The sequence below is a fragment of the Variovorax sp. V15 genome (assembly GCF_041154425.1).
Classification (GTDB): domain Bacteria; phylum Pseudomonadota; class Gammaproteobacteria; order Burkholderiales; family Burkholderiaceae_C; genus Variovorax; species Variovorax guangxiensis.
The window spans coordinates 4,653,293-4,676,984 of the sequence record NZ_AP028659.1 but is presented as its reverse complement, the minus strand read 5'-3'; the positions used below and the strand labels follow the sequence as shown (position 1 = coordinate 4,676,984).

General features: G+C 67.6%; 28 protein-coding genes. 11 read left to right on the top strand and 17 right to left on the bottom strand.

Annotated elements, in window-relative coordinates:
* Nucleotides 1-10: 10 nt before the first annotated feature.
* From ACAM57_RS22190 to ACAM57_RS22160, 7 genes are all read right to left on the bottom strand, one after another.
* Nucleotides 11-1,069, bottom strand: a complete 1,059-nt coding sequence (locus tag ACAM57_RS22190; protein ID WP_369658948.1) for an MBL fold metallo-hydrolase — start codon at nucleotides 1,067-1,069, stop codon at nucleotides 11-13.
* Nucleotides 1,070-1,244: 175 nt separating this feature from the next.
* Nucleotides 1,245-2,249: a zinc-dependent alcohol dehydrogenase family protein gene (locus ACAM57_RS22185; RefSeq protein WP_369658947.1), complete on the bottom strand. Its 1,005-nt coding sequence runs from the start codon at nucleotides 2,247-2,249 to the stop codon at nucleotides 1,245-1,247.
* Between the two features lie 29 nt (nucleotides 2,250-2,278).
* Nucleotides 2,279-2,857 (bottom strand): amino acid synthesis family protein, encoded by a 579-nt coding sequence (locus ACAM57_RS22180; RefSeq protein WP_184635894.1) that lies wholly within the window; start codon nucleotides 2,855-2,857, stop codon nucleotides 2,279-2,281.
* A 7-nt stretch (nucleotides 2,858-2,864) separates the two neighbouring features.
* Nucleotides 2,865-3,833, bottom strand: coding sequence for a Bug family tripartite tricarboxylate transporter substrate binding protein (locus ACAM57_RS22175; RefSeq protein WP_369658946.1), 969 nt, complete (start codon nucleotides 3,831-3,833; stop codon nucleotides 2,865-2,867).
* Between the two features lie 149 nt (nucleotides 3,834-3,982).
* The gene (locus ACAM57_RS22170; protein WP_369658945.1) at nucleotides 3,983-4,846 is read right to left on the bottom strand and encodes a fumarylacetoacetate hydrolase family protein; all 864 of its coding nucleotides are present in this window, start codon (nucleotides 4,844-4,846) and stop codon (nucleotides 3,983-3,985) included.
* A gap of 53 nt (nucleotides 4,847-4,899) precedes the next feature.
* The gene (locus ACAM57_RS22165) at nucleotides 4,900-5,451 is read right to left on the bottom strand and encodes a VOC family protein (protein ID WP_126024564.1); all 552 of its coding nucleotides are present in this window, start codon (nucleotides 5,449-5,451) and stop codon (nucleotides 4,900-4,902) included.
* Between the two features lie 60 nt (nucleotides 5,452-5,511).
* Nucleotides 5,512-6,228, bottom strand: coding sequence for a GntR family transcriptional regulator (locus ACAM57_RS22160; RefSeq protein WP_369658944.1), 717 nt, complete (start codon nucleotides 6,226-6,228; stop codon nucleotides 5,512-5,514).
* Nucleotides 6,229-6,263: 35 nt separating this feature from the next.
* On the opposite strand from ACAM57_RS22160, the gene ACAM57_RS22155 reads away from it, so the two are divergent.
* Nucleotides 6,264-6,863 (top strand): NADPH-dependent FMN reductase, encoded by a 600-nt coding sequence (locus ACAM57_RS22155; protein ID WP_369658943.1) that lies wholly within the window; start codon nucleotides 6,264-6,266, stop codon nucleotides 6,861-6,863.
* Between the two features lie 56 nt (nucleotides 6,864-6,919).
* Nucleotides 6,920-8,566: a phospholipase D family protein gene (locus ACAM57_RS22150; protein WP_369658942.1), complete on the top strand. Its 1,647-nt coding sequence runs from the start codon at nucleotides 6,920-6,922 to the stop codon at nucleotides 8,564-8,566.
* Here the strand turns inward: ACAM57_RS22150 and ACAM57_RS22145 are convergent.
* From ACAM57_RS22145 to ACAM57_RS22135, 3 genes are all read right to left on the bottom strand, one after another.
* Nucleotides 8,563-8,982 carry a low affinity iron permease family protein gene (locus ACAM57_RS22145; RefSeq protein WP_126024568.1) on the bottom strand — a complete coding sequence of 140 codons (420 nt, stop codon included), beginning with the start codon at nucleotides 8,980-8,982 and terminating at the stop codon, nucleotides 8,563-8,565. The two genes, ACAM57_RS22150 and ACAM57_RS22145, sit on opposite strands and share 4 nt — an antisense overlap.
* Nucleotides 8,983-9,129: 147 nt before the next feature.
* Nucleotides 9,130-9,741 (bottom strand): hemerythrin domain-containing protein, encoded by a 612-nt coding sequence (locus tag ACAM57_RS22140; protein ID WP_369658941.1) that lies wholly within the window; start codon nucleotides 9,739-9,741, stop codon nucleotides 9,130-9,132.
* Nucleotides 9,742-9,826: 85 nt separating this feature from the next.
* On the bottom strand, nucleotides 9,827-10,318 hold the full coding sequence (locus tag ACAM57_RS22135) for a hemerythrin domain-containing protein (RefSeq protein ID WP_369658940.1): 492 nt from the start codon (nucleotides 10,316-10,318) through the stop codon (nucleotides 9,827-9,829).
* 317 nt (nucleotides 10,319-10,635) lie between these two features.
* On the opposite strand from ACAM57_RS22135, the gene ACAM57_RS22130 reads away from it, so the two are divergent.
* The 4 genes from ACAM57_RS22130 to ACAM57_RS22115 all read left to right on the top strand — a co-directional run bounded on the left by ACAM57_RS22130 (nucleotide 10,636) and on the right by ACAM57_RS22115 (nucleotide 12,595).
* On the top strand, nucleotides 10,636-10,971 hold the full coding sequence (locus ACAM57_RS22130) for a hypothetical protein (protein WP_126024569.1): 336 nt from the start codon (nucleotides 10,636-10,638) through the stop codon (nucleotides 10,969-10,971).
* 53 nt (nucleotides 10,972-11,024) lie between these two features.
* A complete protein-coding gene (locus ACAM57_RS22125; RefSeq protein WP_369658939.1) occupies nucleotides 11,025-11,462 on the top strand; it encodes an Hsp20/alpha crystallin family protein in 438 nt (145 codons plus the stop codon).
* 19 nt (nucleotides 11,463-11,481) lie between these two features.
* Nucleotides 11,482-11,892, top strand: a complete 411-nt coding sequence (locus tag ACAM57_RS22120) for an Hsp20/alpha crystallin family protein (RefSeq protein WP_206169560.1) — start codon at nucleotides 11,482-11,484, stop codon at nucleotides 11,890-11,892.
* A gap of 214 nt (nucleotides 11,893-12,106) precedes the next feature.
* Complete coding sequence (locus ACAM57_RS22115) at nucleotides 12,107-12,595, top strand: PA2169 family four-helix-bundle protein (RefSeq protein WP_369658938.1); 489 nt, start codon at nucleotides 12,107-12,109, stop codon at nucleotides 12,593-12,595.
* 5 nt (nucleotides 12,596-12,600) lie between these two features.
* Here the strand turns inward: ACAM57_RS22115 and ACAM57_RS22110 are convergent, their stop codons facing one another.
* Together ACAM57_RS22110 and ACAM57_RS22105 are read right to left on the bottom strand one after the other, a co-directional pair.
* The gene (locus tag ACAM57_RS22110; RefSeq protein ID WP_369658937.1) at nucleotides 12,601-13,599 is read right to left on the bottom strand and encodes an OBAP family protein; all 999 of its coding nucleotides are present in this window, start codon (nucleotides 13,597-13,599) and stop codon (nucleotides 12,601-12,603) included.
* Between the two features lie 20 nt (nucleotides 13,600-13,619).
* Nucleotides 13,620-13,895 carry a DUF2934 domain-containing protein gene (locus ACAM57_RS22105; RefSeq protein WP_369658936.1) on the bottom strand — a complete coding sequence of 92 codons (276 nt, stop codon included), beginning with the start codon at nucleotides 13,893-13,895 and terminating at the stop codon, nucleotides 13,620-13,622.
* A 238-nt stretch (nucleotides 13,896-14,133) separates the two neighbouring features.
* Here ACAM57_RS22105 and ACAM57_RS22100 point away from each other — a divergent pair, with 238 nt between their 5' ends.
* The gene (locus tag ACAM57_RS22100) at nucleotides 14,134-14,664 is read left to right on the top strand and encodes a DUF4142 domain-containing protein (RefSeq protein WP_369658935.1); all 531 of its coding nucleotides are present in this window, start codon (nucleotides 14,134-14,136) and stop codon (nucleotides 14,662-14,664) included.
* Nucleotides 14,665-14,733: 69 nt separating this feature from the next.
* Here the strand turns inward: ACAM57_RS22100 and ACAM57_RS22095 are convergent, their stop codons facing one another.
* The 4 genes from ACAM57_RS22095 to ACAM57_RS22080 all read right to left on the bottom strand — a co-directional run bounded on the left by ACAM57_RS22095 (nucleotide 14,734) and on the right by ACAM57_RS22080 (nucleotide 18,276).
* Entirely contained in the window at nucleotides 14,734-16,539 is a 1,806-nt protein-coding gene (locus ACAM57_RS22095) for a thiamine pyrophosphate-requiring protein (protein WP_369658934.1), read from the bottom strand.
* 13 nt (nucleotides 16,540-16,552) lie between these two features.
* Entirely contained in the window at nucleotides 16,553-17,317 is a 765-nt protein-coding gene (locus tag ACAM57_RS22090; RefSeq protein WP_126024574.1) for an SDR family NAD(P)-dependent oxidoreductase, read from the bottom strand.
* A gap of 184 nt (nucleotides 17,318-17,501) precedes the next feature.
* Nucleotides 17,502-17,900: a VOC family protein gene (locus ACAM57_RS22085; protein WP_369658933.1), complete on the bottom strand. Its 399-nt coding sequence runs from the start codon at nucleotides 17,898-17,900 to the stop codon at nucleotides 17,502-17,504.
* Nucleotides 17,901-17,937: 37 nt separating this feature from the next.
* Nucleotides 17,938-18,276, bottom strand: coding sequence for a PRC-barrel domain-containing protein (locus ACAM57_RS22080; RefSeq protein ID WP_369658932.1), 339 nt, complete (start codon nucleotides 18,274-18,276; stop codon nucleotides 17,938-17,940).
* 294 nt (nucleotides 18,277-18,570) lie between these two features.
* Between ACAM57_RS22080 and ACAM57_RS22075 the strand changes: the two genes are divergently transcribed.
* From ACAM57_RS22075 to ACAM57_RS22060, 4 genes are read left to right on the top strand one after another with little or no spacing between them, the layout of a single operon-like run.
* Complete coding sequence (locus ACAM57_RS22075; RefSeq protein WP_369658931.1) at nucleotides 18,571-19,584, top strand: acyl-CoA dehydrogenase; 1,014 nt, start codon at nucleotides 18,571-18,573, stop codon at nucleotides 19,582-19,584.
* Nucleotides 19,572-20,330: a PIG-L deacetylase family protein gene (locus ACAM57_RS22070; protein ID WP_369658930.1), complete on the top strand. Its 759-nt coding sequence runs from the start codon at nucleotides 19,572-19,574 to the stop codon at nucleotides 20,328-20,330. Before ACAM57_RS22075 ends, ACAM57_RS22070 begins: the two co-directional genes overlap by 13 nt.
* Nucleotides 20,327-20,932: a class I SAM-dependent methyltransferase gene (locus ACAM57_RS22065; RefSeq protein WP_369658929.1), complete on the top strand. Its 606-nt coding sequence runs from the start codon at nucleotides 20,327-20,329 to the stop codon at nucleotides 20,930-20,932. The genes ACAM57_RS22070 and ACAM57_RS22065 overlap by 4 nt, the downstream gene beginning before the upstream one ends.
* Nucleotides 20,929-21,663 (top strand): glycosyltransferase family 2 protein, encoded by a 735-nt coding sequence (locus tag ACAM57_RS22060; protein ID WP_369658928.1) that lies wholly within the window; start codon nucleotides 20,929-20,931, stop codon nucleotides 21,661-21,663. The genes ACAM57_RS22065 and ACAM57_RS22060 overlap by 4 nt, the downstream gene beginning before the upstream one ends.
* Before the next feature lie 38 nt (nucleotides 21,664-21,701).
* On the opposite strand, the gene ACAM57_RS22055 is transcribed toward ACAM57_RS22060, so the two are convergent.
* The gene (locus tag ACAM57_RS22055; protein WP_369658927.1) at nucleotides 21,702-23,651 is read right to left on the bottom strand and encodes a PAS domain S-box protein; all 1,950 of its coding nucleotides are present in this window, start codon (nucleotides 23,649-23,651) and stop codon (nucleotides 21,702-21,704) included.
* Nucleotides 23,652-23,692 lie beyond the last annotated feature (41 nt).

Sequence of the window (23,692 nt, the reverse complement as noted above, 5' to 3'; positions counted from 1 at the left end):
CACCGAGTGCCTACGCGCTCCACACCACCTGTGTGGCCCGCGCGCATTCGTTCATGACCGTCAGTGCCCGCACGACGTTGGCCGTACCCATGACGAAGGGGTTGCGGCCGCTGCCGCCCTGTTGGCGGGCCTGCAGCTTCTTCACCGCCTCGTCGAAGAGGTCGTGATTGGAGATGAACACGTCCACGCCCTGCGCCTCGACCAGGCGGCGCACGCGCTCCGTCTGGTCGATGTAGGCCTGCAGCCTCTGCATGCGGTCGGGGCTGCGCTGGAAGTTGAACGCGGTGCCTCCCCACAGCAGCGCACGGTGGCGTTTCGCGCCTTCGCGCACGTCGAAGAGCAGCGAGACCGTGCCCATCGTGTGGCCGGGAGTGAGCAGCACGTCTATGCGCGTATCGCCCGAGCGCAGCGTCTCGCCTTCCTTGAGCACCAGGTCGCGCTTGGGCGGACGGCCCCAGTCGGGGCGGTCGAATTCCAGCTTCGTTTCCGTCATCGTCCAGTCCGCCTCGCTCATGGCGGCGCGGGCACCGGAAATCGACTTGAGATGACCGAAGCCGCCGTAGTGGTCGCCATGGCCATGCGTGATCAGCACCGTGCGGATGGTGGCCGGGTCCTGTCCCAGTGTGCGCAGGCCGGCGGCCACCAGGGTGCGGGCTTCGTCGTCGTTGTCCATCGCATCGATCACGACCAGGCCTTCCGAGGTGGACAGGCCCCAGGCGCTCACCCATTTGTTGCCGACGAAGCACAGGTTGTCGAAGGCCCAGCCCGGGGCCGGCGCGGGCAGTGCCATCAGCGCTTCCGGCGACACCGGTGGCGCGCTGGGCGTGGGCGAGATGCCGTCGCCCAGGCGCATGTACGCGAGCAGATCGTCGCCGGCGGCTCGCCGGGCCGCCTCCAGGTGGGCCTGGGCCTTGGCCGGAAGAGGTCCGGTGGTCTGCGCACCGGCCAGCGGGAACGCGCAGCACAGGCAGCCTGCGGCCAGCAGGCGCCGGCGGTTGAGCGCCACGCCCTCGGGCGTGGGGGAGGCCCCCGATGGGGTGCGCAGGAACGCGAACAGCGAAGAAGCCATGGTCGATCTCCTCAAGGTTGAACGTATGCAGTCTTGACGGTGGTGTGGAACGCGGACGATGGCATCCCGCATTTCGATGCGGTCAAGGCAAGCGCCTGAAGCACGGGGCTGCAAATGCGGGCAAGGAGGGAGAGAGCTGATTCATGGACTGCCGGCATGGCCGTCGGTGGCGCTCTCAGGGCTTCAGAACGATCTTGCCCAAGGTAGCGCCCACGTCCAGCAGCTCATGGACCTTGCGGGCCTCGCCGAGGCCATAGATGCTCGTGGGCGGGGCCTTCACCGCACCCTGGCGCATCAGCTCGATGGCCTTGACCATGAGGCCGCGGCGCTGCTCTCGATCCGCATCGAAGGTGTGGATGGAGAAGGTCCGAACGGCCAGGCTCTTGGTCAGCAGGGCCCGCAATTCCTGGAACACGTCGTTGGAGGGAGGGCCCCCTGCGATGTTGTAGGAGACCGCGGTGCCCATCGGCGCGAGCGAGCGGATGCAGGCCACCAGCAGGCGGTCGCCCACGTGGTCGAAGGCCAGGTCGACGCCCCGGCCATCGGTCGCTTCCATCACGCGCTGCGCAAGGCCTTCGGGATCGGGGTCGACCAGGATGCTGACGCCATGCTTGAGCGCATGCGCCTGCTTGGCGGGGGTCGAGGCCGTGCCGATGACGGTGATTCCGTGGAAGGCCGCGAGCTGGGTGAGTGCCGTGGCCACGCCGCCGGCAGCGCCGGGGACGAGAATGGAGCGCAGGGGCTGAACGGCCGGCACGCCGAGCAACAGGGCCTGTGCCAACTGCACGTTGCCCAGGCTGCAGGCGTCGGCGTCCGGGATCTCGTCGGGCAGCAGGAACGGCGCTTCGGCGGGAACGCTGATGTATTCCGCGTAGCAACCTCCGCGTTCGGGCAGCTCGCGCGAGCTCACGAGCACGCGGCGGCCGAGCAGGCTCGATGCCACGCCTTCCCCCACGGCCTCGATCACGCCGACCATCTCGTTGCCCGGGATGGCGGGAAGTGGAGGCATCCACTTGTAGATGCCCTTGCGAATGAGGACATCGGGGCCGCCCGCGCCGATCGCCGACGCCTTGACGCGCACCTGCCCCGGCCCGCAGGCCGGAATCGCGAGTTCCACCGCCTCCAGCGCATCGGGGCCGCCGGGCGTGCGGACCTGGATCGCTCTCATCGTTTCAGCCATTGCTCGTTCGCTCCTGTCCGCCTGAGGGTTCAGCGTTGCCCGTCATGGACGGAAACCTGCTCGGTCGTCAGTCCGCCGAGGCGTGAATGCACGCGTCCGCCGGTGCCCATGACCAGCGCGAACAGGATCTCGTTGGGCCGCGGTGCGTCCTGGATGCCGATCTCCATGCTGTTGAAGTGGCTGCGCACGTAGCAGGCATGGATGTAGTGCAGCGGCACCATCAGGCGGTAGCCCGTCGCGGCCACGGCCTTGGCGGCCGGCACGATCGCCTTGGGCTCGTTGAGCACGGCGCGCATGGCCCAGCCGCCGGCCTCGTGCCAGACCGCGCCATGCTCCATCTCGCCGTTCACGCCGACGATGGCGGCCTTGCTGTAGACCTCGACCTTGTCCCTGCCCAGCGTATCGACCAGTTCCGTCGCCAGCAGGGTGCCGAGCGATCGCAGCTCGGCCATGAAGGGCATCAGGTCGGGTTCGTAGCGGCCGGCATAGGGGTTCTGGATGACGGCGCAGCTGGCCGCGAGTCTGAGCGGCGTGTCGACCGCCGGGCCGCCTTCATGGAAGACGGTCTCGATGGTCAGGCTGCGCTTGCGGATCTGGATCAGGGACATGGGGACCTCACTGTTTGGGGATATGGGCTTCGTTCACCACCGTCGTCCACTTGCGCAGCTCGTTCTGGACCAACTGCCGCATTTCTTCGGGAGTGCTGCCGCGCGCTTCGCCGCCGATGTCTTCGAGGCGAGCGCGCACTTGAGCGGATTCCAGCGACTTCTGCACGGCGGCGTTGAGTTGTTCGACGATGGGGCGGGGCGTCCCGGCAGGCGCCATCAGGCCCGCCCAGGACGTGACTTCATAGCCGGCGACGCCTTGCTCCTGCACTGTGGGCAGTTGCGGCATCTGGGACCAGCGGCGCGGGCCGGTGGTGGCCAGTGCGCGCAGCTTGCCCGCCTTGAGGTTGCCCATGACGGCCGTCGGCGGCGAAATGATGAAGGGTACCTCTCCCGAGAGGATCGCGGTGATCGACGCCGCATCGCCGCGGTACGGCACATGGAGCATGGGCACGCCCGCGGTCTTGACCAGCAGTTCGCCCGCCAGGTGGTGCGTGCTGCCGATGCCCGCCGTACCGTAGGAGATATTGGCACCAGGTGCGCGGGCTGCTTTCAGCAGATCCTGCAGCGAGGCATAGGGCGAGTCGGCACGCACCACGATCAGGAAGGGGAAGAAGGTGATCGTGGAGATCATCTCGAAGTCCGAGACGGTCTGGTAGCTGAGCTTGCCGTAGAGCGCGCCGGCCACCGCATGGCCGCCGGTGGCCAGCAGCAGGGTGTAGCCGTCGGGCTTGGCGCGGGCCACCGCAGCCGAGGCGATCGTGCCGCCGGCGCCCGTCTGCGCCTCCACCACCATGGGCTGGCCCAGGGTCTTCGTCATTTCGTTGCCCACCACGCGAGCGATGGTGTCCGCGTTGCCGCCTGCGGCGAAGCCCTGCAGGATCCGAACGGGCCTGTCGGGATAGCCCTGGGCCCGGGAGATCGAAGGGACGGCGCAGGCCAGGCTCAGGCCTGCGGCGAGAAAGTCTCTGCGCTGCATGATGTTGTCTCCGTCGTTTTGAATGAGGGTCCGCCTGCAAGGCGGAGGGCAGGCGGCGGCCCTGGAGGCGTGCCGCTGCCAGCGCCGACGGGATCAGCTCCGCAGGCGGCAGGAAAGGCGCCGACGGTGTCGGCGCGCAGCAAGGGGCCTCAGGCCTGCTGGACGATCGGGTTGCGCAGCACGCCGATGCCCTCGATCTCGACTTCGCACACGTCGCCCGGCTTCATGTACTGCGGCGGCTTCTTGCTCCAGCCCACGCCGGCGGGCGTGCCGGTGATGATCACGTCGCCCGGGCTGAGCGTGAAGATGGTGGATGCGTAGTTGATGAGCCTGGGCACGCTGAAGATCATGTGCCCCGTGTGGCTGGACTGCACCACCTGGCCGTTCAGCCGCGTCTCGAGCTTGAGTTCGCGTCCCGGCGCGATCTCGTCGGCCGTCACCATCCAGGGACCGAAGCCGCCGGTCGACTCGAAGTTCTTGCCCGAGGCGATCTGCTTGGCGTGGAACTGCCATTCGCGCACGCTGCCGTCGTTGTAGCAGGAGTAGCCGGCGATGTGGTCGTACGCATCGGCTTCCGCGATGTTGCGGCCGCCCTTGCCGATGATGACGGCGAGTTCGCCTTCCCAGTCGAGCGAGTCGGACACGTTCGGCCGCACGATGGGCTGGTTGTGGGCCGTCTGGGAGCGCCACACGCGCAGGAAGATGGGCGGCTCCGCCGACAGCTCGCGCTGCATGCCCGCGGCCAGGACCTCCTGGTGGTGATCCATGTAGTTGCGCACCGCGCAGACGATCTTCTCGGGGCGAGTGATCACCGGCAGGTAGGTGATGTCCGCCAGCTTGGCGACCGCCGGCAGGCCTTCCACATGTTGCGCGGCGTGCAGGTAGTCGCCGGACGCGATGTAGTCGAGCAGCGTGGGCTGCTGCGGGCGGGACTGGGCGAGTTCGACGACGCCGTCGCCGACGACGGCGCCCCAGGTTTCGCGACCTTGGTGCAGGAAAGAAAGCAGCTTCATGGGATCTCCGTGGAATGGGAAGGGTGGATGCGGTGACTGAAAGGCGCCGGCGCTCATGGCGCGGCAGGTGAACGGGCCTGGAACTGGGCCTGCCACTGCTCCAGCGGCATGAAGGTCGGGTCGCTGCGGCAGATGGCCTCGGTCTCACGCATCAGGGTCTCGTCGTCCTTGCTCAGGTCCAGCGGATCGCCGTGCGGCTGCGACACGTAGAACGGCATGTCCACGTAGATCTCGACCGTGTTGCCTTCGGGGTCCTTCAGGTAGATCGAGAGCGCGTTGCCGTGGTTGAGTCCGCGCAGATCCGTGGCCCCGCGTTCCAGGGCCCGCTGCGAGACGTCGCGCAGGTGCTGGATGCTGGGCACCACGAAGGAGATCTGCATCACCGTGCTGAAGGTCGCATCCGCCGGGCGGCCGGAGGCGAGCACCAGCTGATGGTGCTGATCGGGGCTCGCGCTGGTGAAGACCAGCTGGTTCTTGAAAGTCCTTCCCACGCCACGGTCGGTGACGGTCAGCTCGAAGGTCTCTGTGTAGAAGGCGACCATCTTCTCCAGATCGGTCACGAAGATGCCGAAATGGGAAGGCGTGGGTCTGAGGACCTTGAGCATGCTGTCTTGTCTCCGGCGAAAGCGGTGTTGTTATGGAAAACGGGGCGATCCGGGAAAGGGTCAGGGGACCGGTGGCACCCCGTCCTTGAGGATGGCCTCGACGTTGCGCAGCGTGCCGAGCATGTGCTCCTCCAGCAATGCGCACGCGGTATCGGCATCGCGCTTGAGCGCCGCATCGAGGATGCGGCGGTGCTCGTTGGTCTTGCGCTTGAGCGTCTTGCGGAAGCGTCCGCTGAATCGGCGGTACCTTTCGGCCTGGTCGAACAGGCTCTCGCTCCAGCGAAGCTGGCGCTGCGATGCGCAGGCCGCCAGCAAAGAAAGGTGAAAGCCGCGGTGCAGATCGGCCCAGGTGTCGTCCAGGATCACGGGACCGTCGGACAGGCGCGACTCCACCAGTTCCAGCCGGTGAAAGGCCGCGACCACATTGCCTTCCCATGCGTCGTCGCCGCGCTGGATCGAATCGCGCAGCGCCTGCACGTCGAGCATCAACCGCATGTGCGTGATGTCGGCCATGTCGGCCGCCGACAGGAGCGCCACGCGGAACCCGCGCCGCTCGTCGGCGGTGACCAGCCCTTCCTGCGACAGCCGGCTGAGGGCCTCGCGCAGCGGGCTGCTGGAAAACCCATAGGCGTTCTGCAGATCGTCGACCTTGAGCTTGGTGCCGGCCGCGAAGGTGCCACTGAGCACGTCATGCCGCAGCCGCGCCAAGGCCTGGTCGACCAAGGTGGGCTCTCGCTGGGCTGTCTGCATTTTTTGCATGGATTGCATTTTGTGCATAAAATTGGTTTTGTCAATATTTTGTTGGGATCCTGATGATGACTGCTTCCCGTTTGGATGTCGTTCCTTGCGCTGTTCGCCTTCTCGGCATTTCCGGCAGCCTGCGCCGGGGCTCGTACAGCACCATGCTGTTGCGCCACCTCGCGGCACGGCTGCCCGCCGAAGTGACGCTGCAAGTGGTCACCCTGGAGGAAGTGCCTCTGTACGACGCCGATCTGGATGGCGCAAACCCGCCGGCAGGCGTGGCCGCACTGAAGGCCGCCATCGCAGAAGCCGACGGCCTGGTGCTGTGCTCGCCCGAATACAACTACGGCATCCCGGGCGTGCTCAAGAACGCCATCGACTGGGCTTCGCGTCCGGCATTTGCTTCGCCGTTGAAGGGCAAGCCGTCACTGGTCGTCACGTCCTCGCCCGGCGCACTCGGCGGCGTGCGGGCGCAGGCGCAAGTCAGGGATGCGCTGGCCGCCACCCTGGCTCGGCCGCTGTCGCGCCCGCACGTGGCCATTCCCGTCATCGGCTCGCGCTTTCGCGACGGCGAACTCGTGGATGCCACCGCCCTGGAAATGCTCGACGGCGCCGTGGCCGATCTTCTTCAGGAAGTGCGGTTGATACGCGCCGCGACGGAAGCGGCGTGACGAGCCCCTCGCGACAAAGCTCGCCTGGAACTGCCTTCACTCGATCGTTCATCGTCATGAAGAAGACCTGCTGGACGCCACTGTTGATCGCCGCGCTGCTGATGCTGCTCCTCCAGGGCTGCGCGTCGTTGCCGCCACCTTCGCAGAGTCGGCAGGCCGATACATCCATCGCGGCCAGTACCGGCACCGCGCTTGGGCGCATCGCAGCGCAGAGCGTTCCTGCAGGAGAGTCGTCGGCCTTTCGACCGCTGCCCTTGAGCGCCTACTCGATGGATGCACGGCTGGCCTTGGCACGCCACGCCCAAGGCTCGCTGGATCTGCAGTATTACCTCCTGCAGAACGACGTGACAGGGCACGTGCTGCTGCAAGCCGTGAAAGATGCGGCGCTTCGCGGCGTGAGGGTGCGTGTGCTGGTGGACGACATGTACACGGCCGACAGCGACGGCATGTTGCTCGCGCTGGCGGCCTATCCCAATGTGCAGGTTCGCCTGTTCAACCCGTTCCCGGCAGGTAGGGCCTTCGCGTCGACGCGCTGGGCATTCTCATTGCTCGACTTTTCGCGCGTGAACCATCGGATGCACAACAAGATGTTCATCGCCGACGGTGCCTTCGCGGTTGCGGGTGGGCGCAATATCGCTAACGAATATTTCTTTCACGACAAGGAAGGAAATTTCCTCGACTTCGATCTGCTGCTGGCGGGAGCCGCGGTGCCGAAAATGCAGGCCATCTTCGACACCTACTGGAACAGCCCGCACGTCTATCCGCTCCATGAGATCGAAGTCAGCCGGGAGACGCCGCAAGCCCTGCGGGATTCCTTCGACAAGCTGGTGGCCGACGGCGAAGCGGCTTACCCAACGCCGCCGCCGGACTCGCCAGACCTGCTCGGCTACAGGCCACTGTCGGGCGACCTCTCGAGGCCCGTGCCGCTCAAGATGCTGTATGGGCATGTCGACGTGTTTGCCGACAACCCCGAGAAGGTGGGCGGTCGTGCCGAGCAGGGCGACGACGCGAGCACCGTCACGTCGCGGGTGATCGAGGCGATGCGTGCAGCCCGGTCGGACATCGCGCTGTCCACTCCCTATTTCATTCCTGGGCAGCGGGGTCTCGCGCTGTTTGGAGAACTGCGCCAGGCAGGACGGCGCATTTCGCTGCTTACCAATTCGCTTTCGTCGAACGACGAACCGTTCGCGAGCGCAGCCTACGCCAGATACCGTGTCCCGATGCTCAAGCTGGGGGTGGAGATCGACGAAGTCGACGCGAGCCAGCTCAAGCAGCTTGCGATGCGCACCACAGGCGTGCCTGACGATGAGGCCGGCGCGGGCGACGCCAGGGCGGCATCCGGAATCACGGCCTCGTCGCTGAAGAATGCGGTGGGACGTTCGCATGCCAAGCTACTGGTGATCGACCGTCGCAGGAGCTTTGTCGGGTCCATGAACATGGATCTGCGCTCCTCGCGCCTGAACACCGAGCTCGGCCTGATCATCGATTCGCCAGCACTTGCCAAGGACATATTCGGCCTGATCGACGGGGCGCGCGCATCGGGTACCTATCACCTGCGCCTGCTGGAACCAGGCGATCGGCTGCAGTGGATCAGCACCGGGAACGGCACCGAAGAAATCCACGACCATGAGCCTGAAGTGGGACTGGGAACGCGCCTGCAGCTGCTGTTTTTCTTTCCATTCGTCAGCGAAGGTCTGCTCTAGTCTCCTGCGGGGGGCTCGTGCCCGCGCCTGCGGCGTTCGGCCCGCGTCTGCTCGAGCGCGGCATGACCTTTCCTGGCCGCTGCTTCGCATCTTTCATGCAGAGCCGTCAGTTCCTGGTCGGTGAGCTTCTCGATCCCCATGAATTCGTTCTGCGCGTCGGACGAGCGAATGAGTTCGTCGAGCTTGGTCTGCAGCGCCACGCCGTCGCGGTTCTGGGTGTTCTGGATCAGGAACACCATGAGGAAGGTCACGATGGTCGTGCCGGTATTGATGAGGAGTTGCCACGTTTCCGAGTACCCGAAGAACGGTCCGGCGATGGCCCATGCAATCACCACAGCCACACAGGCCAGGAAGGTGAGGGGGCTACCCGCGATATGGGCGATCCGGTTGGCGAAGCGGGCGAAGATGTGGTCCATGGGGTGAAACTCTCCTGCGGCGGAGAGCGAGATTGGCCGGTGCCGCGGTGCCCGAACGTCGGCCATTGCCGCAAGAAGCCTGCAGGAAAGATCCGGAAATGCGTCAGCGCCGGCCGGACGATTCGATGCCGATGGGCCTTTCGCCGCTCAAGCCGCCTTGCCACCCTTGTCGCGAGCCGGCATCCCCGTATGCCCCGTGCGCTGGGCCATCAACAAGCCCACGGCGCCGATGCCGAGCGCGGTGAGTGCAAGGACGTTGCCCGATGCGGCCCGCCCCATGTCGAGCGCGATCTCGCCGCTGCGCGGACCCACCAGCTGGAGGCGACGCTTGGTCATGCGCATGCCGAGTTCGCCCAGCTCGTCGGCCAGGAGGCGCTCGGCCTCGGGGATCACGAGCGTTTCCTCGTCCGCCACGTGGTGCATCACGTCGCGCATCAGGTTCGCCACGGTTTCGTCGTAGTCGCGCGCTTCGGGCTCCATCTGCCGCAGCAGGCCGATCAGCCGCCGCATCTCCTGGTGCTCCTCCAGCGACTTGGCGATGAGCTCGTTCTGCGTGACCGCGCGCACCGCCGGGTAGAAGATCTCTTCCTCCAGCTGCGCGTGGATCTCCAGCGCAGTGCACATGGTGTTGACCAGGCCTTTTTTCACGCGCCTGGGCGCGCCCGCCTTGTACTGATGGAAGGTGGAAAGCACGTGCGTGTGATCCAGCCGGATCATGTTCGTCGCGCTCGGGAAAAGTCGGGAAAGAAGTCCGGTCACGAGGGCCTCCAGAACAGTAAGGCAGCGTGATGCTGGGTGAATAGGCCCGAAGTCGCCCGCCGGCGTCTTCGGGGGGCGGGCGAACTCAGGCGACGGCGCCGAGTTCCTCCATCAGTTCTTCCTTGCGGGCGGCCAGTTGCTCGCGCATGGCGACCAGGTCCAGCCCACGGGCGGCGCGCGCCTTCACGAAGATCTCGTTGCGCTCCTCCTTCACATGGTGATCGATGTACTCGCCCAGCACGATGACCTTGGCGTCGAACATCTCGTCGACCGCCGTGGCTCCCTGGATCTGCGCGATCAGGTCCTTGGCGCTCGCATGTTCCACCGCGGCTTCGTCGAGCAGGTCGGTCTCCTTGAGTGCCTTGCGGAGGGCGGGATAGAAAACCTCTTCCTCGATCTGCGTGTGGACCGTGAGCTCCATGCAGATCTCGTTGGCAAGCTCGCGCTTCTTCTGTTCGGCCGAAGCGGCGCGCGAATGGGTGAGTTCCTCGTATTCCTTGAACATCTTCTTGACTTTGCGGTGGTCGGCGTCCAGAAGGCTGCAGGCATCGGGTTCTGCGCGTCGGGAAGTTGGCATCGTGGGCTCCATCGGTTGGGTTGTCGAAGGCCGAACCATGGGGTGGCGATCGAAGCACCGGCGTAGGAAGGCGCCGTATCCGCGTAGCGGAGGGCGTGAGACGCGGCTTCCTGCGGTCTCTTCCCCGCAGGCTTGCGGCAGACCTCAGCCCGGCCCTCGTGGCCGAGCTTTTTACTCGGCTTTGTGAAGGCACCGCGATGCCTTTCCCGGCATGCCGCGCAGGTTCGGGGTGCCGAAGATTTTCCTCTTGAAATTCGCGGCACGTCGCCTATCTTCACCTCCGTCGGAAATTGGTCGACCGAAAAGGAGGTATCGAAATGACCATGAACTTGCTCAAGCAAATCGCCGGCTCTCGCCTGCCTGTCACGTTCTACCGCACGGAGGACATCGATCAGGTCAGGGTGTTGCGCGCCGCCGGGCTCGTCGTCGCCCTGGTGCCATCGCCTTCGGACCCGCTGTCCCTTTCCGGTTCCGCCCTGGCCGCGCAAGTGCTGGCCGTCACCCAGAAGGGGCGCGAGGAACTGGCGAAATTCAACTATCCGGAATCACGACCTCCGCGCTGGCGAAACCGTTTGCCGCGCATCACCGCACGGCTTCGCCCCTATGCGAACGGCTCCTCGCAGCCGACCCGTGCGCATCACCTGCCCCAGTAAGGGCTGCGGCCCATTCCAGGTTTTGTCCGTTCCAGTTTTTTGGAGGTTCAGCCATGTACCGGTCTTTCTTTCCCCGCGACATGCTCGCGGAAATGGATCGCCTGCAGCGGGACATGCAGCAGGCGTTCGATCTGGCCCCCACCATCCGGGGCTTCGGCAGCAACGGTTTTCCGGCGCTGAACGTCGGCACGACCCCGCAGGCGGTGGAAATCTATGCCTTTGCGCCCGGCGTCGACCCGGCCACGCTGGAGGTCCACCTCGAGCGCGGCCTGCTGACGATCGCCGGGGAGCGCAGGAGCGTGCTGCCTGAGGCGGGCGCGAAGGCCGCGGTGCACATCAACGAGCGCTTCGAGGGAGCGTTCCGCCGCATGCTCACGCTGCCCGACGATGCGGATCCCGAAGCGGTCGACGCCAAGCTGCGCGACGGCGTGCTGCGCATCACCGTTCGCCGCCGCGCGTCGGCCCAGCCGCGCCGCATCGCCGTCCAATGAACCCAAGGAGATGAACACCATGAGCAACGACATCCAGACCCGTTCTTCCGGTGCTCCGGACAGCACCGATTCCAGGCAGAAGGCGTCGCGCTACGGCAGCGCGGCGCTCACGCCCCCGGTCGACGTGATCGAGGACGCGGCCGGTATCACCCTCTACGCAGACCTTCCGGGGGTCTCGCGCGAGAACCTGAACCTGCATGTGGAAGCGGAGACCCTGACCATCGAGGCGCAGTCGAGCCTGAGCGTGCCCGATGGTCTGAAGACCAGCCACACGGAGGTCGGGCTCGGGCGCTTCCAGCGCGTCTTCACGCTCAGCAAGGAGCTGGACACCGAGAAGGTTTCCGCCGAGCTCGCGCAGGGCGTGCTGAAGCTGCGCATACCCAAGGCCGAGCACGCGAAGCCGAGGCGCATCGACGTCGAAGTGAGCTGAGCGGCGAGCCGGCACGCGGGACGGCTGCCCCGGCGGCTGTCCTGCGCCGGCTTGCATGCGGCGGGAAATGACTGACAGTGCTCCTGCGGGGTGGACGACACCGTCCCCGCGGCGCGTGCGCACCATGGACTGCAGCGGGCCATTCCGGTCCGTCGGTCGAATGCAGGCGCAAGCCGCCTGTTTCGGCCTTTGCCTCAACTTGAAGGAGCTTTCCATGCCTGACTACACAACTGCCAGCAACCCCGGCACCACTGGATCCGATGAGGTGGTCGATGTACTCGACGACCTTCTCGAGAACGCGCGCGACGGCGAATACGGCTTCAAGGCCTGTGCCGACGAAGTCAACTCCACTCAGCTCAAGCAGGTCTTCCAGGACCGGGCTTCGCAGTGCGCCGCAGCTGCCTCGGAACTGGCGCAGCTGATCCGCCGGCTGGGCGGGAAGGTCGACGACGGCGGGACTGTGAGCGGCGCAATGCACCGAGGCTGGGTGCACGTGAAGGGGTCCCTCGGCGCCGACAGCGCACTGTCGATGCTGGAGGAGTGCGAGCGCGGCGAGGACGCCGCGGTGGCCCGCTACCGCAAGGCCCTGAAGGCGCCGATCCCGGCGGATGTGCGCTCCGTGGTGGAACGTCAGGCTCAGGGGGCTCAGCGCAACCACGACCAGATCAAGGCCTTGCGCGACCAGATGCGCGCGAAAGCGTGAGGTCGCTATGACCGACGCATCTGAAAAGGCGTCCCGGCGACCGCCGCAGCTGTCGCCGGTGAACATCGACCAGAACCGCGCGGTGGGGCAGGACAGTCCCGCCGAGGGCAGCCGCATGGGGCGCGAAGCCGGCAAGAAGCACGGCTACCCCGGCTCGCGCGACATCGGCACCAACGCAGCGCAGAAAGAAGACGCGGGAGAGAAGCTCCCGCCCTCGGACGCCTGAGCGGCGCGCCCGAGGCAGGCGCAGGCGCGTGCGGCATCCCGGTGGGATCCGGCAACTGCATCGCGCGCCCGGTTTGCCAGGCGTCCGCGCCCGCCGCTACGGCCGGCGCGGCGATGTCCTCCCTTTCCTTGCGCTTCTCTGTGCTGCGCACGCCGAAGCGCCAGTCCCGCTCTTCGACCATGGCGGCATCGGCCTGGCCGTCGGCGGTGAAGCCCATCATGAGCTGCGGCACACCCACAGGCAGTTCCTTGTGCTGGTCGGTGTGCCAGGTGTGGAAAGTCTTGCCGTAGGTTCCGACCAGCTTCTTCATCAGTGCGTGTTCCGCGACAGCAGGAATGTCCGGTGCGATCAGCTGGCCCGATTTCACCTCGTGCGCATGGCTGTGCCAGAGCGATTTCTCCGCCTCCGGCAGCGTGTTGAAGAGGCTCTCGCTCACGATGTATTCGACACCCATGAGCTTGGCCTGCTTCGTGTTGCCATCGAAGATGACGCACTGGATCACTTCCTCGTTGAGGATCGCGCAGTAGTGGTGTGCCTCCATCTGAGCGTCCATCCGGCCGCTGTAGAAGTGGAAGCCGTCGAGATAGGCGTTGAGCGCCTCGACAGGGGGCTTGCTCTGCAGCAGGACCGCGCCGGCTTCGAGCACCGCGGTATCCGGGCGCTTCTGCGCGCCGGGCACCTCCACGTTCGATGGGCCGGGCTCGTCGCCGCAGCCCCCGAGCGCAAGAGCGAGCCAGAGCAACGCCGCCGCGCAGCGACGGTTTCGTGTTCGATTCATGCGATACCTGGGGCCGGGCGTCAGTCTTTGCGCGCGTCGACTTCCGCCTCGGCCTGCAGCCAGTCCTGCACGGCGTCGCCGGGGCCCTCGCCGCGAAGCACGTAGGCCTCGTAGGCGGCGCGGCGTATGCGTTCCTCGCGAGCGACGTCCAGGCCCGAGTCCTGGCGCCCGTCCTGCATCGACGGCTGCGACTGCGGTAGTGGCGTGGGCACCTCTTCTGCCGGCGGGGCCTGCGTGGCCGGGGCGGCGGGAGCGGCTGTTACGCCGCCGTTCTTGTTGATGGTCGTTCTTGGCATGGTCACCTCCGGAAAAAGCACTTGATCGTTGAAGAGACTGGCCAAGCTAGGTCGCCGCCGCGGCGGCGGTGTCGGACGGAGGCTCGAACTCGCGCGGATTGGCGGGAAGAAAGAGAAGGGCGAGAAGGGCGAGGACAGACGAAGGACTGTTCGGGCACATCGATCTGTTCCTTCTCCTACACCGCGCGCGGTGCGGGAATGGGAGCGTTCGGCGTTCGATCAACCCAGGAGTGCACCCATGACACCTTCTCAACGCCAATTCGCGGCAAGCCTCGCCGTCGTTTCCTCGCTGCTCGCGGCACCTGCCGGCTGGGCTGCGGACCGGCTCGCGGCGGCCGATGCAGCGATGCTCAAGGACATCGCCCAAGCCAATATCGCGGAGGTCGAGAGCGGCAAGATCGCGCTCGACAAGAGCTCGGACGCGGAGATCAAGAAGTTCGCGAAGATGATGGTCGACGACCATTCCAAGGGCCTGTCCGACGTGAAGACGCTGGCGGCCGCGAAGGGCACCGAACTGCCCGATGGCCCGGACGCGAAGCACAAGGCCGTGGCGCTCGAATTCAAGGCGCTCTCGGGCGGCATGTTCGACAGCCGCTATGTGAAGCAGGCGGGCGTCGGCGACCACGAAGCCACCGAGAAGCTGCTGAAGAAGACCCAGTCAGAAGCGAAGGACGCGGACCTCAAGGCCCTGGCCGGCAAGATGCTGCCTGTGGTGCAGACGCACCTTCAGCACGCGCGCACTCTCGAAGCGGGCATGGCCAGGAAATAGCGCGCTGCGCTGGCCGGCGGGCGTCCGCGATGCGGCATCCGAAGCTGCCCGGCAGCCTGAGATGCCGCATCAGGAAGTCGTTTCCAGCCGGCCAGCCTTGAGGCTCGCCCAGTATTCCCGTATCACCGCCTTCAGCGTGCGCATGCCCTCTGGGTCCCCCTGCCACAGCGCGGAGAAGTACGCCCGGGTCTGCGCCAGCGAAACGTCCGGCGGCAACGGCGGAACCGCCGAATCGGTCACCATCTCGAGCAGCACGGGCCTGTCGGCCGCGAAGGCCGCGTCCCATGCGTCGCCGATGGCTTCGGGCGTGTCCACGCGGATGCCTTCCAGTCCCAGCATCTGTGCGAAGCGCGAATAGGGAAAGTCGGGCAGCTCCTGCGATGCCTCGAACTTCGGATCGCCGCCCAGCACGCGCTGCTCCCAGCTCACGAGGTTCAGGTCGCGGTTGTTCAGCACCATCACCACGAGCCGCGGATCGATCCAGTCGCGCCACAGCCGCGCGATGGTGACGAGGCCGTTGATCCCGTTCATCTGCATTGCGCCGTCGCCCAGCAGGGCGACCACCGGCCTTTCGGGGTGAACGTGCTTCGACGCGATCGCGTACGGAATGGCCGGCCCCATGGTCGCCAGCCCGCCGGAGAGGCTGGCCTTCATGCCGCGGCGCAGCTTCACGTCGCGCGCATACCAGTTGGCGGCCGAGCCGCTGTCGCAGGTGATCACCGCGAAGTCGGGCAGGCGTGGCGAGAGTTCCCAGAACACCCGCTGCGGATTGACCGGAGAAGCCGGCACATGGGCGCGCGCCTCGAGCACACGCCACCATTGCGCGACCTGACTCTCGAGGGCTTCGCGCCACGAGGTGTCCTCCTTCTGAGCAAGCAGCGGCAGCAGGGCCGACAGCGTGGCGCGACTGTCGCCCGCCAGGCCCAGTTCGACTGGATAGCGCAGGCCCAGCGCGCGTGCGTCGGTGTCGACCTGCACACAGAGCGCCTGCCCCTCTTCGGGCAGGAACTCTGCATACGGAAAGGAAGAGCCCACGATCAGCAGCGTGTCGCACTCTTCCATCATCCACGAGCTGGGCCGCGTGCCGAGCACGCCGATGGCGCCCGTCACGAAGGAAAGATCGTCGGGCACCGCGGCCTTGCCAAGCAGTGCCTTGGCAATGCCCGCGCCCAGCCGTTCGGCCACCGCGATGAGTTCGTCGCCCGCATGCAGCGCACCCGCGCCGGCGAGGATCGCCACCTTGCGCCCGGCGTTCAGGATGTTCGCCGCGTACTGCAGCGCATCGGGCGGCGGCACCACCGACTGCGCCGTGGTGCCGATGCCGCTGTGCACCGTGCCGTGCTCGCGCGGCGGCACCGGCACGGCGGGAAGCTCCTGCACGTCGTTTGGGAAGATCACGCAGGTCACGGTGCGGCGGTCGCGCGCGATGCGCATCGCGCGGTCGATCAGGTGGCGCACCTGCTCGGCGCTGGTGGCCATCTGCACGAACTCGTGGGCCACGTCCTTGAAGAGCGAGACGAGGTCCACCTCCTGCTGGTAGTCGCCGCCCAGCGCGCTGCGCTTCTGCTGGCCGACCAGCGCCACCACCGGCTGGTGGTCGAGCTTCGCATCGTAGAGGCCGTTCAGCAGATGGATCGCGCCAGGCCCCGAGGTCGCGAGGCACACGCCCACCTCGCCCGAGAACTTGGCGTGCGCGCAGGCCATGAATGCGGCCAGCTCCTCGTGGCGGGCCTGCACGAACTCGATGGCGTCGCCCGCGCGGTCGAGCGCGCCCACGATGCCGTTGATGCCATCGCCCGGGTAGCCGTAGATGCGGCGCACGCCCCATTCGCGCATGCGCTCGACGACGAAGTCGCCGACTGTCTTTGCTGCCATGGCGTGCCGCTCCTCAGCCCATGTCGGGCTGGCCGTTGGAGGCCATCAGCCCGCCGTCCACCGGCATCGCGATGCCCGAGACGAAGCTCGCGTCGTCGCTCGCCAGGAAGGCGACCACGGCCGCGATCTCCGAAGGATCGGCGCCGCGCCCCAGCGGAATGCGTTCGGCGAACTTCGCCATCAGCGCGCTGTCGTCCTTCATGTCCTGCGTCATGGGCGTGAAGGTGAGGCTGGGGCACACCGCGTTCACGCGCACGCCGTCCTTGCCGTGGTCGAGCGCAAGGGCCTTGGTGAAATTGACGATGGCACCCTTCGACGCGTTGTAGAAGCCCATCGCCCAGTCGCCGCCCAGGCCCGAAACCGAGGCCGTGTTGACGATGCAGCCCTTGCTGCGCACCAGGTGCGGCATGGCCGCCCGGCAGCCGTGGAACACGCCGCCGGCGTTGACGGCCATGATCCTGTTCCAGTCTTCCAGCGGCGGCTGCGTGACCGTGCCTTCGACCGCGATGCCGGCATTGTTGAAAAGCACGTGCAGCGCGCCGAAGCGTTCGACGGTTGCGTCCACCAGCGCCTGCACCTGGCCGAAGCTGGAAACGTCGGCCACCTTCACCAGCGTGCGTTCTTCCGGCAGATCGCGCGCCACGCGCTGCAGCTTGGCGAGCGTGTCGCCCGCGAGCACCACGCTCGCGCCTTCCTGCGAAAAGCGGCGCGCCGTGGCTTCGCCGATGCCGCTGCCTGCGCCGGTCACGATGACGACGCGATCCTTGAAACGTTGCATATCGTCCTCTCGATCATCAGGGTCGGGTGGGTGAAGGAAACGCGCTTCCTGAATCTCCGAATCCTTCGGGAACGTTGACGATCACGCTGTGCGCGCCGCGTAGGAGAGCGGCGTGCGTAATTGGCAGTCCCGGTCTTCCGCGGCAGCGGGGCGCAACAACCTGTGCGTGTGGATGCGCGCGCAGCTAGGAGCCGTCCGTATGTACGAAGCAGAGCTTGTTCCCCTCGGGGTCGCGGCAGTAGGCTGCGTAGAAGTCCGGCGCGTAGCGCGCCCGCAGTCCGGGGGCGCCTTCATCGCGCCCGCCATGGGCGAGGGCGGCTGCCCACATCGCGTCCACCGTGCCGCGTCGATCGGCCAGGAAGCTGACCTGCGTGCCGTTTCCGACGCCGGCTTCCATGCCATCGAACGGGCGATTGATCACGAACTGCGGCCAGCGCCGTCCCGGCCGTCGCCAGTAGAGGCCAGCAGGTCCGATGTTCTCCAGTGCCACCACCCGCTCGAGCCCGAGGTGCGCAAGCACCTGGTCATAGAAGGCGCACATGAGGGGCAGGTTCCGGGCGCCGAGCTGGATGTGCGCGTACATGGGCTTTCAAGGACCTGCCGAAGGGGAACACCCGGACTCAGAGGCCGTAGTACTTGTTGATGCTCGCGGTGTAGCTTTCGTCGTAGTCGGGAACGCTGTTGTCCGCGTAGCGGGGCGCGCCTTCGAGCGTCTCCTTCTGAAGGGGAACCACGTAGCCTTCCTGTGCGGTGTCGTACTTCAGCATGCTCCAGGGGATGGGATAGCGATCCTTGCCCATGCCGAGGAAACCGCCGAACTCGAGCACCGCGTAACGCACCTGCCCGGAGAGCTTGTCGATCATGAGGTCGTCGATGCTGCCGAGCTTTTCGCCCCCGGCGTTGTAGACGGTGGTTCCTTCCACCCGGTCGGACGAGATGACGTTTGTGACCATGGCCATGACTTTCTCCTTGCCGACGCATCTGGGAGACGCCGACGCTCGCTTCAAAGCCCAGGCCACTGGTCTCCCTCCGATCGGCGGCGCGTCTCATCGGGAATGCTCGGGTCGGGGTGTAGGACTACTTGCCCACGATGGCCCACGATGGCCCGCGATGCTCCGGCAGCCCGGCCCTCGCGGTTCCTCCTACAGGTGCGAGCGCAGCCCACCGACGAACCGCGAGGCGCGGCCTGCCTAATTTCGCTCCAACGAAGTCCTTTCTGATCTTTCCCTTCCTTCGCTTCATTTCATATTTCCATGTACGACCAGCCCTCCGACGACGACTTGCGGCACCTGCAGCTTCGGCACGGCAGCCGCCTGGCGCTCAGGCACCTTGTCGAGGCAGGGCTCGACATGCTGCCCATGCCGGGCGCCGGCCAGACACTCGCGCGTTGGCGCGTGCTGGAGGAAGTGGCGGCCCACGATCTCTCGCTGGTCAAGCTCTTCGAAGGCCATACGGATGCGCTCGCGATCCAGGCCGAACTCGGTGGCGGGCTGTCCGCATCCGAAGGAGCGCGATGGGCGACCTGGTGTGCCGAGCCGCCGGATGCCCGGGTGATCGCCGAGGAGGAAAGAGGCACGGCCATCCGGTTGAGCGGCACCAAGGCCTGGTGCTCCGGCGCCGCCAGCGTCTCGCACGCGGTCGTGAGCTGCTGGAACCGCGACGACGAGCCCTGGCTTGCCGCCGTCGCCATGGACCAGCCCGGGGTTCGCGTCACGGACGAGGGATGGCACGCGGTCGGCATGGCGGACAGCGCCAGCGTGGACGTCCGCTTCGACCACGCGGCGGCCACTGCGATCGGCCGCCCCGGCGACTACACGCGGCGCCCCGGCTTCTGGCAGGGCGGTGCGGGCATCGCCGCATGCTGGTTCGGCGGCGCCCTGGGTATCGCCCGGGCGGCTCACGCGCTCATGGGCAAGGCGCCGGACCCGCACCGGCTCGCGCATCTAGGCGCCATCGACGCGGCATTGACGCCCGCGGCCGCGCTGCTGCGCGAGGCGGCCGCGTGGATCGACCGGCATCCGCGCGACGACGCCAGGCAGGTCGCCCTGCGCGCCCGCCTTGCCGTGGAGCAGGCCGCCAACGAGGTCATGCGCCATGCGGGCAGGGCGCTGGGCGCGGGCCCGCTGTGCCGCGACCGGGGCTTCGCCCGGGCGATGGCCGATCTGCCGGTGTTTCTTCGCCAGAGCCACGCCGAACGCGATCTCGCCGCCCTGGGCCTGCTCGCCGCGCAGGACGTCGGAAAGGAGCCTTCTTCATGGATGCTGTAGCCCGTCCCGCCATCCGCGGAGAAGGCACGGCCGAGACCGAATGGAACGGCTGGCCGGTTCTGGCCGCGTTGCCCCGCATCGATGCGCGCACGCTGGTTCCGCGAAACGCCCGCGCGGTGGTGGTGGCTCCGCATCCCGACGACGAAGTGCTGTCGGTGGGCGGGCTGCTTGCACAACTGGCGGATGCCGGTGCGCGGATCGAAGTCATCGCGGTGACCGACGGCACGGCAAGCCACGGCGGCTCGACGGAGTGGCCTGTCGAGCGGCTGGCGACGGAGCGCCCGCTCGAATCCCGGCTCGCGCTCGAGCGCCTTGGGCTGCCTGTCGAACCCGTGCGGCTGGGCCTGCCCGATGGCGGCCTGGCGGCTGTACGCGGCACGCTGGCTGCACGGCTCGTATCGCTGCTGCGGCCGCGCGACGTGGTGTTCACGACCTGGCGCCGCGACGGCCATCCCGATCACGAAGCCACGGGCCAGGCCTGCGCGCTCGCCTGCGCTGCTGCCGGTGCGAGGCTGGCGGAAGTGCCCGTCTGGGGCTGGCACTGGTCGCACCCCGGCGACACGCGCATGCCCTGGCGGCACGCGGTCCGCATCGACCTGGACGAAGAAGCCATGAGGCGCAAGCGCGCCGCGGTGCAGGCATTCACGAGCCAGCTGCGGCGCGATGCATCCACCGGCGCCGGCCCCGTGCTGCGCGCCACCACCGTCGCGCGGGCGCGGCGTCCCTACGAGGTGGTGTTCCTGTGAGCGGCGGGCGCAGGTCTTACTTCGACGCGCTCTATGCGGGCAGCGAGGACCCTTACGCAGTGCGCCATCGCTGGTACGAGATCCGCAAGCGCGCGGTGCTGCTGGCCGCGTTGCCCCGGGCCCGGTACAGGCGTGCCTACGAGCCCGGCTGCGGCACCGGTGAACTCACGCAGGCGCTGTCGCAGCGCTGCGACCACGTGCTGGCGAGCGACTTCTCGCCGCATGCGCTGGAGATCGCCCGCAGGCGCACCGGTTCACTCGCCAACGTACGCCTGGAGCGGCACGCCTTGCCCGCGGAGTGGCCGCGCGATGCAGGCGGCTTCGACCTGATCGTCCTGAGCGAGCTGGGCTACTTCCTCGAGCGCGACGAAATGCGGCGCGTGGCCGGATGCTGCGGCGAATCGCTCGACGCGGACGGCACGCTGGTCGCCTGCGACTGGCGCGCGGATTTCGCGCAGCGCAGTCTGTCCACGCACGAAGTGCATGCGGCGCTTTCTGCGCTCGGCCTGCCGCGCCTCGTGTTCCATGAGGAAGACGACTTCGTGCTGCAGGTGTGGGCACGCGATGGCCGCTCGGTGGCCGAACGGGAGGGCATCCGGTGATCGGCGTCGTCATTCCCGCGCACAACGAAGGCGAACGCATCGGCGCGTCGCTGGCATCGGTCCTGCGCGCGGCGGCCCATCCTGGGTTGGCTGGCGAGCCGGTGGAGGTTCTCGTCGTGCTCGACAGCTGCAGCGACGCGACCGCAGCCGTGGCCGAGCGTCACGGCGTTGCGCGCATTGCCATCGAGGCCCGCAACGTGGGCCTCGCCCGCGCTACCGGCGCCGGGCTCTTCGTCGATGCCGGAGCCCGCTGGCTCGCGTTCACCGACGCCGATACCGAGGTCTCGCCGGACTGGCTGGTCAGGCAGCTGGCCGAGAACGCCGACGCGGTCTGCGGCTCGGTCGGCGTCGACGACTGGAGCGCGCACGGCGCAGACGGCCATCTGCTGCGGGAGCACTTCTCGCGCGCTTACGTCGATGCCGACGGACACAGGCACGTGCACGGCGCCAACCTCGGCGTTTCGGCCGATGCCTATCGCCGTGCGGGAGGCTTCGAGCCACTGGCTTGCGACGAGGACGTGATGCTGGTGCGGGCCCTGCAGGCCAGCGGTGCCCGCATCGCCTGGAGCGCGCAGCCGCGGGTGACGACCAGCGCCAGGACCGATGCGCGGGCACGCGGCGGCTTCGGCGACGCGTTGCTTGCGATGGTCGGGAATCTCGCCGGCGCGGTGAATGCGCGGGAGGGTTCTCGAAGTCCTCCCGCGATGCAGGAGGCCCCGGGTCAGGCTTGACGCGGGTGATCCGCGCCCGGCTGGCACGTACGCAAGTTTCAGAAGCTCAGTTGCGCCGCCGGCCGCAGCAGATGCATGAGGATGTCGGCCAGCCGATCGACGTCCACCGGCTTGGTCAGGTGGCTGTGGAAGCCGGCCTCGTAGCTGGTCTCGCGGTCGCTGGCCTGTCCATAGCCCGTCACGGCGATCGCCGTGGGCGGATCGACCAGCTCGGCGCGCAGCCGCCGAACCACGGCGTGGCCGTCGAGGTCGGGCATGCCGATGTCGATGAGCATCACGTCGGGCCGCAGTTCCTTCGCCGCCTCGACGGCGGCGAGCCCGCCGTGGACCACCTTGGTCGCGTAGCCGAGGGCTTCCACCAGCAGGGAGAGCGTTTCGGCCGCGTCCTTGTTGTCGTCCACCACCAGCACCAGCCTGTCTCCGGCCGACCGGGGCGTACCGCTGCCCGGCTCGGGCGGCGGCGATGCGGGCAGCTGCACCAGGAACTCGCTGCCTTCGCCAGGCCGTCCGCTGGAGAACACGCTCACGCGGCCGCCATGCAGCGACACCAGCTGCTGCACCAGGCTCAGGCCAAGGCCGAGCCCGCCGCTGCTGTGCGAGGCGTCCTGCTCGCCCTGCACGAAGAGATCGAAGATCCTCTGCAGGTCCTGCGGATGCACGCCCACGCCGCTGTCGCGAACGGCGATCTCCGCCTCGGGCAGGCCGGTGACGGCATCGACCGCGCCGAGGCCCACCGCAACGCTCACCTGTCCGCCCACGGGCGTGAACTTGCAGGCGTTGTGCAGCAGGTTGCTCACCACCTGCACGATGCGCGCCCGGTCTCCGGTGATCCAGGGGTCTGCTGCGTCGACCCGCACGTCGAACTGCTGGTCCTTCTGCGCGGCCAGCACCCGCACCGCGTCGGCCGCGTCCTGCACCGCTTCGCGCAGCCGCACGGGCTTGGCCTCGAGCCGGATCTTTCCGCTGGTGATGCGGCCGACGTCGAGCAGGTCGTCGATCAGCCGCGTCATCTGCTTGAGCTGGCGATCGATGATGTCGCGGGTGCTGCGCAGCACCCGCGACTCGCTCTGTTCGCGCTTGAGCAGCTCCACCGCGTTGGAGATCGGCGCGAGCGGGTTGCGCAGCTCGTGCCCGAGCATGGCCAGGAACGTGGTCATGCGCCGGCCCTCGTCCTCCAGCGCCGTGATGCGGCGCCGCTCGGTGAGGTCGCGCGTGACCTTGGCGAAGCCCTTGTGGCGGCCCGCCCGGTCGTAGACCGCGGTGATGACTACGCTGGCCCAGAAGCGGGCGCCGTCCTTGCGTACGCGCCAGCCTTCGTCCTCGAAGCGCCCGTCGCGCAGCGCGTTGCGGAGCTCTTCCGCCGGCCAGCCGCGCGCCGCGACTTCCGGCGGGTAGAACTTCGAGAAATGCTGGCCGATGATCTCCTCGGCGGCGTAGCCTTTCGTCTGTTGCGCGCCGAGGTTCCAGCTCGCCACGTGGCCGTCGGGGTCGAGCATGAAGATCGCGTAGTCCTTCACGCCCTCGACCATGAGGCGGAAGCGTTCCTCGCTCGCGCGCAGAAGCTCTTCCTGCTGGCGCCGCTCGGTGAAGTCGCGCGTGATCTGCGCGAAGCCGCGCAGCGCGCCGTTCGCATCGTCGAGCCGCGTGAGGGTGGTTTCCGCCCAGAAGCGGGTGGCGTCATGGCGCACGAGCCAGCCTTCGCCGTGCGCCCGGCCGTTCTCGCGCGCCAGCTGCAGATCTCTGGCGGGCAAGCCCTCCTCGAGCGCCTCGGGCGGATGGAAGCGCGAGAAGTGCTGCCCCACGGCGCCATCGCGTTCGCAGCCGCACAGCACCTGGGCCGCCGGATTGCAGTCGACGATCAGGCCGTCCGGATCGAGCAGGAAGACTGCGTGGTCCCGCAGCGCCTCCACCATCAGGCGGAAATCGGCGTCGGCCAGGGTCAGGGGCGAGAGCGCCGCCGGCGAGCGAGGTGGCGGATCAGCGGCCATGGGGTCTGGCCTCTGCGGCGGTTCTGCCGGGTGTCACGGGA

Bases quoted from the DNA above. Each gene is read 5' to 3' on its own strand.
- ACAM57_RS22090 (WP_126024574.1), bottom strand. From the start codon at position 17,317: ATGCAACGTTTCAAGGATCGCGTCGTCATCGTGACCGGCGCAGGCAGC.
- ACAM57_RS22120 (WP_206169560.1), top strand. From the start codon at position 11,482: ATGAGCAACGACATCCAGACCCGTTCTTCCGGTGCTCCGGACAGCACC.
- ACAM57_RS22165 (WP_126024564.1), bottom strand. From the start codon at position 5,451: ATGCTCAAGGTCCTCAGACCCACGCCTTCCCATTTCGGCATCTTCGTG.
- ACAM57_RS22185 (WP_369658947.1), bottom strand. From the start codon at position 2,249: ATGGCTGAAACGATGAGAGCGATCCAGGTCCGCACGCCCGGCGGCCCC.
- ACAM57_RS22115 (WP_369658938.1), top strand. From the start codon at position 12,107: ATGCCTGACTACACAACTGCCAGCAACCCCGGCACCACTGGATCCGAT.
- ACAM57_RS22130 (WP_126024569.1), top strand. From the start codon at position 10,636: ATGACCATGAACTTGCTCAAGCAAATCGCCGGCTCTCGCCTGCCTGTC.
- ACAM57_RS22055 (WP_369658927.1), bottom strand. From the start codon at position 23,651: ATGGCCGCTGATCCGCCACCTCGCTCGCCGGCGGCGCTCTCGCCCCTG.
- ACAM57_RS22160 (WP_369658944.1), bottom strand. From the start codon at position 6,228: ATGCACAAAATGCAATCCATGCAAAAAATGCAGACAGCCCAGCGAGAG.
- ACAM57_RS22190 (WP_369658948.1), bottom strand. From the start codon at position 1,069: ATGGCTTCTTCGCTGTTCGCGTTCCTGCGCACCCCATCGGGGGCCTCC.
- ACAM57_RS22125 (WP_369658939.1), top strand. From the start codon at position 11,025: ATGTACCGGTCTTTCTTTCCCCGCGACATGCTCGCGGAAATGGATCGC.
- ACAM57_RS22145 (WP_126024568.1), bottom strand. From the start codon at position 8,982: ATGGACCACATCTTCGCCCGCTTCGCCAACCGGATCGCCCATATCGCG.
- ACAM57_RS22110 (WP_369658937.1), bottom strand. From the start codon at position 13,599: ATGAATCGAACACGAAACCGTCGCTGCGCGGCGGCGTTGCTCTGGCTC.
- ACAM57_RS22175 (WP_369658946.1), bottom strand. From the start codon at position 3,833: ATGCAGCGCAGAGACTTTCTCGCCGCAGGCCTGAGCCTGGCCTGCGCC.
- ACAM57_RS22080 (WP_369658932.1), bottom strand. From the start codon at position 18,276: ATGGCCATGGTCACAAACGTCATCTCGTCCGACCGGGTGGAAGGAACC.
- ACAM57_RS22095 (WP_369658934.1), bottom strand. From the start codon at position 16,539: ATGGCAGCAAAGACAGTCGGCGACTTCGTCGTCGAGCGCATGCGCGAA.
- ACAM57_RS22180 (WP_184635894.1), bottom strand. From the start codon at position 2,857: ATGTCCCTGATCCAGATCCGCAAGCGCAGCCTGACCATCGAGACCGTC.
- ACAM57_RS22170 (WP_369658945.1), bottom strand. From the start codon at position 4,846: ATGAAGCTGCTTTCTTTCCTGCACCAAGGTCGCGAAACCTGGGGCGCC.
- ACAM57_RS22105 (WP_369658936.1), bottom strand. From the start codon at position 13,895: ATGCCAAGAACGACCATCAACAAGAACGGCGGCGTAACAGCCGCTCCC.
- ACAM57_RS22135 (WP_369658940.1), bottom strand. From the start codon at position 10,318: ATGCCAACTTCCCGACGCGCAGAACCCGATGCCTGCAGCCTTCTGGAC.
- ACAM57_RS22070 (WP_369658930.1), top strand. From the start codon at position 19,572: ATGGATGCTGTAGCCCGTCCCGCCATCCGCGGAGAAGGCACGGCCGAG.
- ACAM57_RS22085 (WP_369658933.1), bottom strand. From the start codon at position 17,900: ATGTACGCGCACATCCAGCTCGGCGCCCGGAACCTGCCCCTCATGTGC.
- ACAM57_RS22100 (WP_369658935.1), top strand. From the start codon at position 14,134: ATGACACCTTCTCAACGCCAATTCGCGGCAAGCCTCGCCGTCGTTTCC.
- ACAM57_RS22075 (WP_369658931.1), top strand. From the start codon at position 18,571: ATGTACGACCAGCCCTCCGACGACGACTTGCGGCACCTGCAGCTTCGG.
- ACAM57_RS22150 (WP_369658942.1), top strand. From the start codon at position 6,920: ATGAAGAAGACCTGCTGGACGCCACTGTTGATCGCCGCGCTGCTGATG.
- ACAM57_RS22155 (WP_369658943.1), top strand. From the start codon at position 6,264: ATGATGACTGCTTCCCGTTTGGATGTCGTTCCTTGCGCTGTTCGCCTT.